The organism is Brasilonema bromeliae SPC951 (assembly GCF_012912135.1).
In the GTDB taxonomy this organism is placed as follows: Bacteria; Cyanobacteriota; Cyanobacteriia; order Cyanobacteriales; family Nostocaceae; genus Brasilonema; species Brasilonema bromeliae.
The window spans coordinates 7,358-20,851 of sequence record NZ_QMEB01000096.1; the positions used below are offsets into that span (position 1 = coordinate 7,358).

A 13,494-nucleotide genomic window follows, 5' to 3' on the forward strand; every position below is an offset into this window, starting at 1 on the left:
CCCCTGCTTTTCTGCTTCCCCTGCTTCCGAAGCTTCCCCTCCCTCTTCAACCACTTGCTGAACTTGGTAGAGATACCTACGAGTCTCTGCGACTAAGTGTTGTCTATCTTCCAGTTCCAGATTGGGATAATTAGCAAATTCAGCTGCCAATTCTTGCCAGCGACGACGTTCAATACCAGGTAAGCCTATGGGGAATTTGCCAAAAGTCAGGGTAAGAAACTCACTGAAGCGGTATTGTTTACCCAGCAAATCAGCAAAGCCTTTTTCTGCTTCTATTGCCAAAGCTTTCTGTAATCGTATCCAATCTGGTTTGTCATTAGTCATTAGTCATTAGTCATTAGTCATTAATCATTAGTCATTAGTCATTAGTCATTAGTCATTTGACTTCGGACAAAGAACAGATCACTAATCCTCAGACCAAATAGCACGCCATGCTGCTTCAGCTTGAGCAATTGAACGTTCCCGCTGTTGTTTTTGATACTCTTGCCCTCGTCTACGGAGATTCAGTAAGACAGTGTGAATCTGCTTGCGATAAGACGAGAGTGTCGGATCAGCAAACTCAATTTCCCCAAGCCGCAGATTAATAGCCATGATTTGTGTCAAGTTAGAGTCTTCTGATTCCTGCTCATTGTCAATTTCAATCACCAAGTTTAATAGGTTGGGGGGTCCTGGCATCACTTCACCAGATGCTTCTGATGCAGCGGCTGCAGCTGCTTCTAAAATCGGTTCTGGTAATTTCTTAGGTAAGATCCCTGCTTTTTGTAAGCGAAGATTAGCCTCACGAGAAACTCTTTTGAGCTTCTCTTGTGTCACTCTCTCTATATTCTGTTGCCATTTTACTAGTTCTACAGGGTTAGAGGTGTTTGGAAAAGAGGACACGCTTTGCAGCGAGGATAAAGAGAATAAAGTTGAGGAGGTAAGCGTTGGTGGGAGAGTTGAGGAAGGTGGGAGAGTTGAGGGAGTTACCGGACCTGAGGGAGTTAGAGGAGTGGGTGAAGTCGTTAGGGGAGTTAGGGAAGTGGGAGAAGTGGGTAGAGTTATGGGAGTAGGAGAAGAGGGTTTATCTGTTTCCTCATCTTCCTCATCCTCATCAATTTCCTCGTCTTCCTTGTGTTGTTCCGCTGCTTCCTTCTGCTGCTCTTGTTCAGTCTTGATAAAATCTTGCAACTGTTGGGCTGTTTGTTGACCCAACTTACGAATGGCTTGTTGCAATTGTTGCCGCTGATTCAATGACAAACTCAAAAAGGTTTCAGGATACCCTTGGGTACACAGGTGATAAGTCGCCAGAATCAGCTGCCTCTGTACGGTTTGCCCCAAGGCAGTTAGATAATTTGTGTAGGCGTTTCGGAGTTCTTTTGCGATCGCCTCTATCGCTTCCTCTAATGCTAAAATCTCCCGTTCAATTTGCTCGATTGCTTTCGCCATATCTTCTTGCTATCATGCATCTGGAGCTTTTTATGGTACAAATGTATTTATGGATTTTCAAATAACCACCCAAAAAATTTTGGAATTTTAGGCTTTTGGATATTGAATTTTGGATAGAGACTTTAATCTATAGTAACGTTCGCTCAATAGTAGTCATTTTTCTTGACTTTAATCATCCAGTAGAAAACCTGAAATTTAGCTCAGTTTGAATGAAAAACAGGTCAGCTAAGCTTGCTTGACCTGTCTTGGAATCATCTTGTGTCCCAAGTCTATTGTCCAGAACTAATGACAAACGACTCAATTACTTGCTGCCCATTTGTGCAGCGACTTCTTCAGCAAAGTTACTTTCTTGCTTTTCAATGCCCTCGCCCAGGATATAGCGAACGAAGCGACGAACTTGGATACTATCGCCCAGTTTTGAGGCGTTTTGCTTAATCAATTCTTCTACTGTGATACTCTGATCGCGAATATAAGGTTGATCTAGCAAACTCATTTCTTGTAGACGTTTTTCAATTCGTCCTTGAACAATCTTTTCTTTGATGTTCTGGGGCTTGTTTGCCAAGTCATCCCGCCCCATTTCAATATCCTTTTCTTTTTGGGCAACCTCAGCGGGAATTTCGTTTACGTTCACGTACTCAACGTTTGGGCAAGCCGCAACTTGCATGGCTACATTCCGTCCCAGAGTTTGATACTCTGAAGGATTAGCCACTGAATCATTCTGATTGTTCAGTTCGACTAACACACCAACTCGACCGCCAGTGTGGATGTAGCTGTCTACTACCCCTTTTGTGTCTTCTGCCAGTTCAAATTTGGTAAAGCGACGCAGTTGGATATTTTCACCAAGTTTACCACTCGTTTGCTTGATGAAATCTTCTACGTTAACACTTTCATCTTCAATGTAAGGTTGAGCCAGCAAAGATTCAACACTTTCAGCAGTGGTTGCTTGCTTCGCCAGATTTTGAACGAGGGCTTTAAAATCTTCGTTACGGGCAACAAAATCAGTTTGGCAGTTGAGTTCTATGAGCACACCAACCCGACCTTCTGGTTGAATGTATGTATCTACCAGACCCTCTGCCGCAATACGTCCTGCGCCCTTATCGGCTTTAGCGATGCCCTTTTGTCGCAGCCACTCGATGGCTTTTTCTATGTCACCATCATTTTCTTTTAGTGCCTTTTTGCAGTCCATCATGCCGGCACCTGTTTTCAGACGTAGCTCTTGGACGATTTTTGCAGATATTTCCGCCATGTTGCCTCAATTCCTACTTCACTGACAGTTTTAATTGCTCTCAAATAAAATTTTGAGTTCTGAGTTTTAAGAAAGTCCTGAGTAATGAGTTCTGAGTACTAAGTCAAAGGAACTCACCCTCCGGGTATGCCTGCCTTCGCCTGACGGCTTTAGCCCTCTGGGCGTGCGCTTTGCGCATACGGCAGTTTGCTTATGCCGGGGAACCCTTTCAGCAGTCTTCCCTCGTCGGGAAACCCTACCAAGAGCGCTGCTTCACCCCCGCACTGCCTCAGCATTTAGCACTAACTTAGGATTTTACCTGCGGCTAGAGACTCATGAATAGAAAGTACCACTAAGTACCGAGTACTACTATCTTACTCGGCACTCGGCACTTAACACTCAAGACTCAGCAGGCAATTATTGTTCTTCTTCTTCGTCGTTGGGAATCCCCAAGTCAGAGTAATCGCGTTCGCCTTCCTCGTAGTCGTAGTCGTCCTCTGCGCCGTCGTAATCTTCGTAATCTTCTACATCCAATTGACCGTGACGACCTTCATAAATGGCGTCCGCCAATTTGCCTACTATCAACTTAATTGAGCGGATGGCGTCATCATTTGCTGGGATGGGAATATCTACGACATCTGGGTCACAGTTAGTATCCAGCATGGACACAATGGGAATTGACAACTTTTGGCATTCTTGCACTGCGTTATACTCCCGCCGTTGGTCTACAATCACGACCACATCGGGAACTTTCCGCATAGCTTTAATCCCACCCAGGTATTTCTGAAGCTTCGTCATTTCCCGACGTAACATTGAGGCTTCTTTTTTTGGCAGCAAATCGAGAGCGCCATTTTCTTCCCGACGTTCCAAATCTTTGAGGCGATCTACGCGGGTTTTGATAGTTGCCCAGTTAGTGAGCATTCCACCCAACCAACGCTGGTTAATGTAGTGAGAACCACAACGGGCGGCTTCTTGGGCAACGATTCCTGCTGCTTGCCGTTTGGTACCAACAAACAAGAATTTCTTGCCCGCCTCAGCTTGTGACCTCATGTATGTATAAGCTTCTTCCATCAACTGGGCAGTTTGCACCAAGTCGATGATGTGTACTCCATTACGAGATGTGTAAATGTATGGAGACATTTTTGGATTCCATCTACGGGTTTGATGCCCAAAGTGAACCCCAGACTCCATCATTTGAGCCAATGAAACAACAGCCATGTTTTTTACTCCTATTCGGGTTAAACCTCCATTCAGGCGTATTTCCAAAATCAGGAAACACCCGACGTACTCCTGAATGTGCGAGATTAATGAACCATACTAAGGTAACATACTTGTGGCAGCTATTGGGGAATTAAAAATGTTGAGAAAATACAACATTTAAAAGAGGAAATTACTACACCTGTACAAGCACAAAGCCGATGCCCCCAGAGTTTCTTTTCAGGTTGCCTTTTGCATTTGGGAGTAAGCTTGATAAACGCCCTTGACGTTATACCAGTTAAGAAAAATTCGAGCAGCTTCTAAAGCTAACTGTGGTTTTCCTAAATCAATTAGCCATTGCAAAAATGGTGCCATTGTATGTTCGTTGAGGATGCCATTCAATGATAGAATTCCCCAAAGTAAGCGATGCAACCAAGTCATTTGAATCATCATTCGCACTTCCCAAGTAGGATGCTTTTGATAAAACAACACTCCCATACGTCCACGCTGAATTTCTTTGTCAATCAAGCGAGGTACTTGTTGTAAGTTGAAGGGTGGATGCCAGTGATAGCCGACAGCATCTGGACATTTGATAAGTTTTAACCCAAGATTTTTGAGTCTGACACCTAGTTCTAAATCTTCCCAACCATAGAGTTGAAAACGAGTGTCAAAAAGTCCAGCTTTCTCTAACCAATGCTTGGGGATGGCTACATTTCCTGTGGCAAAAAAAGCTGCGGAGAAATCTGTTATTTTGTATGGCTCAGAAGTGGGGTTGTCAAAATTACAAGTATTAATGACTGCACCATAGGTAAAGAAGCGATCGCTCCCCAATTTTTCCTTTCCTTGCACCAGCGCTGACTCATGGGCTTGCAGGAAATTCTCCGTCACAACTAAATCACTATCAATAAAAATAATAGTGTCCCCTAATGCCTTTTCTACTCCCAAATTACGCGCTGCTGCTGGTCCAGTATGGTTTTGACAAAACGTTCTCACATGGGGAAACTCGTCTTTGTGGGCTTCTAACCACTCCAATGTGCCATCAGTGGAACCATCATCCACCAAGACAATCTCGTAACCTTCTAGAGACGTTGCATGCCCCTGTAGAGACGTTGCATCCCCTTGTAGAGACGTTGCATCCCCTTGTAGAGACGTTGCATGCAACGTCTCTACATCATAAAGCTTCTGTCTCTCCAAAGCTCTGAGGCACTTTTCTAAAATTGGCTTGCGATTATAAGTTGGAATAACAACGCTAAAAAACACAGTCTCACCCACAACACTAAACAATTCAAAATTCAAAATCACCGTTCGCGCAGCGTGCCCTCTGGGCATAGATTTGAATCTCCTTCACCAGACGCTGCGCGTAGGGAACAGCACGACGCCTTACGGCTAACGCCCAAACCGCGTGCGCTTGCGCTTACGGAGGAAACCTCCCTCCGGGTTCGCCAGTCCCCCAAACTCCTGCAAAGACGCTACGCGAACGTGACGGAAACCGCCAAGACGGGGGCTGGACTCACCGCTCAAACTTCTCTCAAAATTCAAAATTCAAAATAAAAAAACGAGCGTGCTAGTCTACCTTCAGGATAGGACACTAAGGACTACAGCACTGTTCCCTAAAGCGAAACCACCCCAGTCCTTTTCGGTTTAGAGGTGGTTGAAATAAGTGTTGTGGTACAACAAGCAGTTTTTATCTGTTGAAAGTCGCTTTCCGACGGTGTTTGCGTAGCAGAAAACCTGCCCCAAGTATACCCAAGCCAACTAATGCTGGAGTGGCTGTTGGTTCTGGAACCGCGCGAGGAGTCCGCAAGGAGAATTTCAGGATAGCGTTACCTATAGAAGGACTTCCTGGGGGAGCAAGTTTGTCCTCCTCAGTAAAATCTATTTTGCCTGTGACGTTTTGGAATATACCTGTTCCACTAGTGATTGTTATAGTACCAGCACCCTTAATTGTGCCTTCAATCGGGTTAATTTCAGCGCTGTCATTTGCTAATCCAAATAACTTATTGGAACCATCACCGTAGTATATGTCGCCAAGTACTTTGCCTTCTATGCCAAATACGGTTGGATCTGAATTGAATCTGGTAAATGTGTTGGCTCCACGAGGCTCAGACTGTCCATAAGTATTACTAGTAAATTTAGTCAATCCGTAAGGAGCATCAGCATTTTCTCCTGTGATAGTTGCCCTGAGAATGTTCTGTTCTGGTAGGAACGGGTTAATCTCGACTGATGTCTTATAGTTAGTAGTAAATTCATAGGTATTATAGGTAGTCTGCTGTGCGCTCGCGCTTTGCACATTTAACCCAAAACCGCCGAAAGCTAAAGCTACTGGTATAAACCATTTGATGCGTGAACGGAGCATAATTTACCCTATATTCTATGTTAAGAAGACACTGAGTATAAACAAATAATTTGCCTAACTTAATTTTACGTAATAATGAGGAAAAACGTAATAAATTTGTTATAAAGCAGTCGTAAAGTCATTGTGAATTTTAGTTAAACGAATAAAAGTACTAATTAATACACAGTAGGAAACGTACTGCAATAGAAAACGTCAGTTGTCTAGCAATGCCCACCGTAAGCTAATTTGTGGGCATTATTCATGCTAAAAATGTAATTTACATAGGGTTACTTGGATCATGCTTTTAGAGCAAGATTGCAACTGTAGGTGTTTAGATAATTCGGTCAAAACAAATCAAAACAGTCGAAAAACTCAGCTTTTATCAATCACTGTTTGTTTACTTGCTGGGTTTTTTGTTGCTGAGTGGAGTGTCGGTTTGTGGAGCGGAAGTTTATCTCTACAGGCAGATGCGGAACACATTCTTTCTGATATTGCAGCTTTGGGAATATCGTTGTTAGCTAGTTGGTTAGCACAGCAACCTGCTACTGCGAGGGCAACATTTGGACATCGCCGGATTGAAGTTATGGCGGCTTTGGTAAATGGATTAAGTTTGCTTGTGATTGCTATTTTTATTTGTTGGGAAGCAATTCACCGCTTTCAAAGTCCACAAGAAATTTCAGGCTTGCCCATGTTAGCGATCGCCGTGTTAGGTTTAATCGTCAATTTGCTCAACATAACTTTGCTGCATCCCCACTCACATGACGACTTAAATCTACGAGGTGCTTTGCTTCATATCATCGCTGATACTGCTAGTTCTGTGGGTGTGATGGTTGCTGCTGTTGTGATTCACCTTTGGAATTGGTTGTGGGCAGATACAGCTATTAGCTTAGTAGTTGCTGGCTTTATGGGTTTAAGTGCTTTGCCGCTTGTCCGAGAAAGTCTCTCAATTCTTTTGGAGTACGCACCAAAATCAATTAACCCTGCTGAGGTGGAAGTTTTTCTGAAATCTTTTCCGAAGGTTTTGCAGGTGGAAAAACTCTACATTTGGAGAATAACCAGAGAACAGGTGATGCTTTGCGCTCATCTGAGTGTGGATTGTGCGACTGTTGAAGAACGCGATCGCCTACTCGGGCAATTACAAACTCATCTGGAGCAAACTTTTGGCGTCAATCAGATAACTTTACAACTTACTAAGCCTAAGTCTTTGGCAGCAATGCCAATTCATCCTTTGTTCAAGCAAGATTTAATTTCAATGCTATCCCTAGAGAAGAAATAATAACAAGAAAAAATTTCCAATAATCGGTCATGTAATCAAAAATGTTGAGAATATGAACAGATTATGATTAAATCCTTGAGTTGAAAAATACACCGAAATAGGTTAGATAATAGTGACTCATTGTTGAGTTTTGCTAACTGGAGAGATAAATGGGTCGCGCAAAGAAAGTAGTTTTGGCTTATTCTGGTGGTGTAGATACCTCTGTGTGCATTCCTTACCTCAAGCATGAATGGGGTGTGGAAGAAGTGATCACTCTAGCAGCAGATTTAGGACAGGGGGATGAACTAGAACCTGTCAGAGAAAAAGCTTTGAAATCAGGTGCCAGTGAATCGCTGGTAGTGGATGTCAAAGAGGACTTTGTGAAAGACTACGCTTTTCGCGCAATTCAGGCAAATACTCTTTATGAAAATCGCTATCCTCTAAGTACTGCCCTTGCTCGTCCGTTGATTGCCAAAGCTTTAGTAGAAGCGGCAGAAAAATACGGTGCGGATGCGATCGCTCACGGATGCACTGGTAAAGGAAATGACCAAGTGCGCTTTGATGTTTCCGTGGCTGCGCTTAACCCCAATCTCAAAATACTTGCCCCAGCGCGAGAATGGGGAATGAGTCGTGAGGAAACCATCGCCTACGGGGAACAGTATGGCATTCCCTCGCCAGTGAAGAAAAAGTCTCCCTACAGCATTGATCGTAACTTGCTTGGTCGGAGTATTGAAGCAGGTCCTCTGGAAGATCCCAATGTGGAACCACCAGAAGAAATTTATTTGATGACGAAGGCGATCGCCGACAGTCCCGACAAACCAGAGTACGTTGAAATTGGATTTTCCAGAGGAATTCCTACCACCCTTAATGGCGAATTCATCAACCCAGTTGATTTGATTCAACAACTGAACCAGGTGGTTGGAAATCACGGTGTTGGGCGCATCGACATGGTAGAAAACCGCTTGGTAGGTATCAAATCGCGGGAAATTTATGAAACTCCCGCTTTGATCGTGTTAATTCAGGCACACCGCGATTTAGAAAGCCTGACTTTGACAGCAGATGTCACCCACTATAAGCGTGGAATTGAGGAGACTTACAGTCAATTAATTTACAACGGTCTGTGGTATAGTCCCTTGAAAGCTGCACTGGATGCCTTTATTCAAAAGACACAAGAACGAGTGTCTGGAACTGTGCGGGTGAAATTATTTAAAGGCAACGCTACCATAGTTGGGCGTAGTTCCGAAAATTCTCTTTACACTCCCGACTTAGCAACCTATGGTGCTGAAGATAAATTTGACCATAAGGCAGCAGAAGGTTTTATTTACGTTTGGGGATTACCAACGCGCATTTGGTCACAACACCAAAACGATAGATAAATTATGGTTTGTAGGGGTTGTATGCCCCTTGATTAAACCTGTAAAAATCCGGGCGAGAGTTCAACCCTCGCCCGGATTTTTCTAGATTTGACCCAACTCCCTTATGGAGTGCAACTGGCGTGCAAGTCTGGAGTTGATTTATCTGTGTTAATCTGTGTTAATCTGTGGTTCCAAATATTGGAATATCACTTTTGCAAAAGGTTGACTATTGACTAAGAACTAGTGACCAATGAATAAAAAGTGGTTTCGGATTGGCATCGTGGGTGTATTCTTGCTGTCACTCGCCTTGCGATTTTGGGGATTGGGAAGATTTAACACCTTTGTCTTTGACGAAGTTTATTACGCTAAATTTGGTAATAATTACCTTACCCATACACCATTTTTTGATGGTCATCCACCACTAGGTAAGTATATGATTGCACTGGGGATTTGGATTGGTAGCCATATTCCCTTTTGGCAAGATGAGGTGAATGGGTTTACTGGTTCAGTCATGTCACCCGTCGCTTACCGTTGGATGAATGCCTTTTCTGGTTCATTTATCCCTATAATAGTCGCCGCCATTGCCTATCAGATAAGTTATCGTCGTGGTTTTGCTTTACTTGCTGGTTTGTTCACCGCTTGTGATGGCATATTTCTTGTAGAATCTCGCTATGCCCTCATCAACCAGTATATTGTCATCTTTGGATTGCTGGGACAGTGGTTTTTCTTATTGGCATTAGCAAAACAAAGACAACAACGCAGGTTTTGGTTAATACTTTCTGGCATCGCTTTTGGTGCATCAGCTGCTACCAAGTGGAATGGTTTGTGGTTTTTGCTAGGGACTTACCTCCTCTGGATATTAGCTTGGGGAATTCGCTGGTGGCAATCTTTCAGCTTTGTTGACAACGAAACTTCGCCTCAACTTCAACAAGAATTTATTTCTCATCCTCCCCAGACCAGAAGTGGAAGAAAACGCAGTCCAAAAATTTCTTCATTGTCTTTTTTAACCCTGTCTAACTCTGGCTTATTTGGGACAAGTACACAGAAAAATTTTCCGGAAAATGTCAGTTCGGAATCTTCCAATAATAATGGACAGGTCAATCTAACGCCATTGCAAAAATTAACTCAACTTCATCTAATTCACATTATTATTTATTTCGGTTTTCTCCCTTTAATAGTTTACAGTTTAATTTGGATACCTCATTTACTCTTAAATACAAGCTATGGATTTCTAGAACTACACAAGCAAATTTTACTGTTTCATGAACGTCTTGGTGGTAATACTCCTAAGGTGCATCCTTACTGTGCTGCTTGGTATAAGTGGCCCTTGATGACTCGACCAATGGCGTATTTTTACCAAACGGCACAAAGTCTTAAGGAACCACCACCTGTTATGGGACCTCCTTTGCCAGCAGGTGCGGGGAAAATCATTTACGATGTCCATGCAATGGGCAATCCGTTTTTATGGTGGTTTGGCGTTGCGGCGCTTTTATTTTTAGTTGGAACGCTGGTGTGGCGATTCCTCATTCCTTTGGTCAGGCAAAAACGCTTTTCTCCTCCAAGGACATTGAGTGTTGATACTTGGATTGCCTTATATATAGTGATCAATTATATTGCTAATTTACTGCCTTGGGTAAGAGTAAATCGTTGCGTTTTTATCTACCACTATATGACGGGTGTGGTGTTTGCATTTTTAGCGATCGCTTGGCTTGTGGATCAGTGCTTACGTAGTTATCATATTCCACTCCGCGCTGTTGGTGTGACTATTACCTTTATTATTGTGAGTGCTTTTATTTTTTGGATGCCTATTTATTTAGGTTTACCTCTTTCAAATTTTGAATATAGACCAATGCGGATGTGGTTTAATTCTTGGATTTAGAATTAGAAATTTAACAACAACTCAGTGAAAGCCACAGATCCCCGACTCCTTTAAAAGTTGTCGGTGATCAACTTTGCTCACAAATGATTTAAGATCACTCCCCAAAAAGTGGACGCTATAGTGCGGAATTCAACCCGCGATCAAGAGTGTTGACCACATCTTTTTGATGCCTACTTGTATCAACATTAAAGTGAAAGGGTATAAGAAGGTAACAAATGGAAAATATATCTTGCTCATCTGACTCTTCAGTAACGTCACCTGTTTTTCCTAAGTGCGTACGTGTTTGCCAAAATCGCACTTGTCGCAAGCAAGGTGCAGTCAAGGTGTTAGCGGCTTTTGAAGCGTTACCAACTCCTGAAGTAACTATCACTGGTAGTACCTGTTTGGGACAATGCGGTAATGGACCAATGGTGTTAGTGCTACCTGATATGGTTTGGTACAGTGGTGTTCACCCAAGTGAAGTACCTCTACTGGTAGAACAGCACTTACGCGGTGGTCAAAGAGTGACAAAGATGCTCTATCATCGGTTTCATCCGCAGGGATAATGTTGATTTTTAACAATTTATAGCGATTATAGAGATCTGTACTTTTTTTGACCGAACCAGGACATCTCATTATGAATATTCAGCAGCTACGCCAGTCTTTGAAACTTAAGTGGATAAGTTACTATTACAAGAATCGTTCGTGGTTGGGAAAAATGCGAGTTTGGGGAACTTACGATGCTCAACGTCGCCCTTCCTCTGGTTTTATTTTGGCAGCTTTGTCTGCTTTAGAGCCACAGCTTGAAGAAGTTTTGCCTTTTATTTGCGAACTCAACAACGATCCAGATCAGATTATTGTAGCTTTGGGTCTTAACTTTAATCCTGAGGAGCAGTTACACTTAGTAGAATCGGCTGATTCTGTAGCCCAAAGCGAGGTGAACTGTGAGTCTGTTCTCCAGACATTTCCCAACCATCAGTCTGTAACTCCCAATATAGTTACCACAGCAAAAGAAGAAAAAGAAATAAAAGAAAATAACAGCAAACCTGTACCATCTGTTGCAGTAACTACCGCAGTTCCTTTTCAAACACTCAGCGAGTGTAAATATTTGACTTTTGCTGCAACTGCTAATCAGGAGAAAAGTTTCAGTCAATCATTACAATCTCTTGAAGTCGCTAGCATTCAGAAGGAAAGCAACTCTATGGCTTTGATAACGGCTGCTAGCACTTTGGTGGAAAGCAAAAGCCAGTTTATACCTTTGGTCGCATTTTCAAAAACCGAAATTGAAAGCAAAAGTCAATCCGCGCCATCTGTTGACGTTCCTACACGGATGGAAAGTAAAAGCAAACCCAGATCATTGCTTGCTATTGCTTCTGATGGAGAAAGTAAAAGTAGACCCAGGTCATCGACTGCTGTTGCTTCTGATGGGGAAAGTAAAAGTAAATCTGTGTCATCGACTGCTGTCATTCCTAGGGAAATGGAAAGCAAAGCTGTTTCATCTGGTGTTTCATTTATTGCCCTGGCTAACAAGGTGGAAAGTAAAAGTAGGCTTGTGACAACTCCACACAAAAATCTTGCTCATCAAGTTAACCCACCACCTGCTAGGACTACTCGTTTAGCCAATTGGATAGATGACTCTTGCCAAGGTGTCGGATGGGATAGAGATTAAACGCGTTTCGTTCCATGAAATGACTGATCAAAACTGCGGGTAGTCGTGAGAAACGAACGGGATTTCTACGACTTCGCCCTCAACGTCTCCTACATGGACTTTTAAACCTGCACCACCAGCTTTGGTGCGGATGTAGCCAAGCCCAAAGTCACCATCAAGGGTTTTGGTGTAACTCGTCAGTTTGCCAACTTTTTCATCGCCAATGGTAATCACACTTCCTGGTTCAGCACAACCACTTAATTTAATCCCATATAAGTGCTGTTTAACACCTTTATAGGTGTTGAGTCGGGCGATGGTTTCTTGTCCGATATAACATCCCTTATTAAAGGAAATAGTCTGCCATAAACCCGCTTCCAAGGGATTGTATTCTTCGGTGAGTTCCTGCTCTGGGGCTGGACGTCCTTGTAATATTCGTAACATTTGCCAATTAGAATCGCTGATTGGAACTGCGCCAGCTTCCAGAATTTTGCTCCAAACTTCTTGTTTACTAGAAGCAGGCAAAATCAGAGTATAGCCAGGGGAAGCCAAACCACTACCAACGCCTATCAAACCCCCACTAACTGAGGGGATGGAAATGTGATTACCATAAGCTTGACCGATAATTGCTGCAGCCCCCAGCTTTTCTACAACAGCATCACTTTGTGATCCAATAAGGCTAATGGTGGCAGTTTCGTCAGTGACATCCGTGAGTTGTACCTTGTCAGCAAAGAAGATGTAGCGATCTAGCCATTGCATGAGAAACTCGCGACGGTTTGGCGAAACCAGCAACAACACGGCATCTTCCAGGATGTATGCTGTTACCAAGTCAAGAGTCCGGGCGGTAGAATTCACAAAAACCGTGTCACAGCCTTGTCCTGGCTTGAGGCTTTGGATGTCGTTTGTGCTTTGGTTGTGCAAGAAGCGGAGGCGATCGCCATCAGAAACTTTGATCCGTCCCCAAAAAGAGCGATCGCACACAGCAACTCCCTCTTGTACCGCTTGGATTGCTGCTGCGTTGTTGGTGTCAATGGCAGATGTAGACATAGTTATATCTTCACAGTTTGCCGCTAGGTTGTGAGCATTGAAAATCTTAGCAAATATGGGTGAGATACTGTAACTTAATTTATAGCGCTTCTGACTTCGTTGCAATACACCACCGAACCCCACCCCGGCTTTGGCTGACGCCAAAACCTCCC

11 protein-coding genes and 1 pseudogene are annotated in these 13,494 nt (G+C 43.2%); 5 read left to right on the plus strand and 7 right to left on the minus strand.

Features of this window, described 5'->3' with window-relative positions; genetic code table 11:
* From DP116_RS29285 to DP116_RS13775, 6 genes and pseudogenes are all read right to left on the minus strand, one after another.
* A pseudogene (locus DP116_RS29285) lies at positions 1-324 on the minus strand (ATP-dependent DNA helicase RecG); the annotation flags it as partial.
* Positions 325-405: 81 nt separating this feature from the next.
* Positions 406-1,425, minus strand: a complete 1,020-nt coding sequence (locus DP116_RS13755) for a primosomal protein (protein ID WP_169155722.1) — start codon at positions 1,423-1,425, stop codon at positions 406-408.
* A 301-nt stretch (positions 1,426-1,726) separates the two neighbouring features.
* Positions 1,727-2,671, minus strand: coding sequence for a translation elongation factor Ts (tsf, locus tag DP116_RS13760; protein WP_169155723.1), 945 nt, complete (start codon positions 2,669-2,671; stop codon positions 1,727-1,729).
* A 396-nt stretch (positions 2,672-3,067) separates the two neighbouring features.
* Positions 3,068-3,868 (minus strand): 30S ribosomal protein S2, encoded by an 801-nt coding sequence (gene rpsB / locus DP116_RS13765; RefSeq protein ID WP_169155724.1) that lies wholly within the window; start codon positions 3,866-3,868, stop codon positions 3,068-3,070.
* A 219-nt stretch (positions 3,869-4,087) separates the two neighbouring features.
* Entirely contained in the window at positions 4,088-5,176 is a 1,089-nt protein-coding gene (locus tag DP116_RS13770; protein WP_169155725.1) for a glycosyltransferase family 2 protein, read from the minus strand.
* 355 nt (positions 5,177-5,531) lie between these two features.
* Positions 5,532-6,203 carry a PEP-CTERM sorting domain-containing protein gene (locus DP116_RS13775; protein WP_211173261.1) on the minus strand — a complete coding sequence of 224 codons (672 nt, stop codon included), beginning with the start codon at positions 6,201-6,203 and terminating at the stop codon, positions 5,532-5,534.
* A gap of 277 nt (positions 6,204-6,480) precedes the next feature.
* Here DP116_RS13775 and DP116_RS13780 point away from each other — a divergent pair, with 277 nt between their 5' ends.
* The 5 genes from DP116_RS13780 (at position 6,481) to DP116_RS30185 (ending at position 12,319) form a co-directional block, all read left to right on the plus strand.
* Positions 6,481-7,458, plus strand: coding sequence for a cation diffusion facilitator family transporter (locus DP116_RS13780; RefSeq protein WP_169155726.1), 978 nt, complete (start codon positions 6,481-6,483; stop codon positions 7,456-7,458).
* Positions 7,459-7,607: 149 nt separating this feature from the next.
* Positions 7,608-8,813, plus strand: a complete 1,206-nt coding sequence (locus DP116_RS13785) for an argininosuccinate synthase (protein ID WP_169155727.1) — start codon at positions 7,608-7,610, stop codon at positions 8,811-8,813.
* Between the two features lie 229 nt (positions 8,814-9,042).
* Positions 9,043-10,671 carry a dolichyl-phosphate-mannose--protein mannosyltransferase gene (locus DP116_RS13790; RefSeq protein WP_169155728.1) on the plus strand — a complete coding sequence of 543 codons (1,629 nt, stop codon included), beginning with the start codon at positions 9,043-9,045 and terminating at the stop codon, positions 10,669-10,671.
* A 215-nt stretch (positions 10,672-10,886) separates the two neighbouring features.
* Positions 10,887-11,216, plus strand: coding sequence for a (2Fe-2S) ferredoxin domain-containing protein (locus tag DP116_RS13795; protein WP_169155729.1), 330 nt, complete (start codon positions 10,887-10,889; stop codon positions 11,214-11,216).
* Between the two features lie 71 nt (positions 11,217-11,287).
* On the plus strand, positions 11,288-12,319 hold the full coding sequence (locus DP116_RS30185) for a DUF5331 domain-containing protein (protein WP_169155730.1): 1,032 nt from the start codon (positions 11,288-11,290) through the stop codon (positions 12,317-12,319).
* A 27-nt stretch (positions 12,320-12,346) separates the two neighbouring features.
* Here DP116_RS30185 and ygfZ read toward each other — a convergent pair whose 3' ends face one another.
* Complete coding sequence (ygfZ, locus tag DP116_RS13805) at positions 12,347-13,342, minus strand: CAF17-like 4Fe-4S cluster assembly/insertion protein YgfZ (protein WP_169155731.1); 996 nt, start codon at positions 13,340-13,342, stop codon at positions 12,347-12,349.
* Between the last annotated feature and the right edge of the window lie 152 nt (positions 13,343-13,494).

Bases quoted from the DNA above. Each gene is read 5' to 3' on its own strand.
- DP116_RS13755 (WP_169155722.1), bottom strand. From the start codon at position 1,425: ATGGCGAAAGCAATCGAGCAAATTGAACGGGAGATTTTAGCATTAGAG.
- tsf (WP_169155723.1), bottom strand. From the start codon at position 2,671: ATGGCGGAAATATCTGCAAAAATCGTCCAAGAGCTACGTCTGAAAACA.
- rpsB (WP_169155724.1), bottom strand. From the start codon at position 3,868: ATGGCTGTTGTTTCATTGGCTCAAATGATGGAGTCTGGGGTTCACTTT.
- DP116_RS13770 (WP_169155725.1), bottom strand. From the start codon at position 5,176: ATGCCCAGAGGGCACGCTGCGCGAACGGTGATTTTGAATTTTGAATTG.
- DP116_RS13775 (WP_211173261.1), bottom strand. From the start codon at position 6,203: ATGCTCCGTTCACGCATCAAATGGTTTATACCAGTAGCTTTAGCTTTC.
- DP116_RS13780 (WP_169155726.1), top strand. From the start codon at position 6,481: ATGCTTTTAGAGCAAGATTGCAACTGTAGGTGTTTAGATAATTCGGTC.
- DP116_RS13785 (WP_169155727.1), top strand. From the start codon at position 7,608: ATGGGTCGCGCAAAGAAAGTAGTTTTGGCTTATTCTGGTGGTGTAGAT.
- DP116_RS13790 (WP_169155728.1), top strand. From the start codon at position 9,043: ATGAATAAAAAGTGGTTTCGGATTGGCATCGTGGGTGTATTCTTGCTG.
- DP116_RS13795 (WP_169155729.1), top strand. From the start codon at position 10,887: ATGGAAAATATATCTTGCTCATCTGACTCTTCAGTAACGTCACCTGTT.
- DP116_RS30185 (WP_169155730.1), top strand. From the start codon at position 11,288: ATGAATATTCAGCAGCTACGCCAGTCTTTGAAACTTAAGTGGATAAGT.
- ygfZ (WP_169155731.1), bottom strand. From the start codon at position 13,342: ATGTCTACATCTGCCATTGACACCAACAACGCAGCAGCAATCCAAGCG.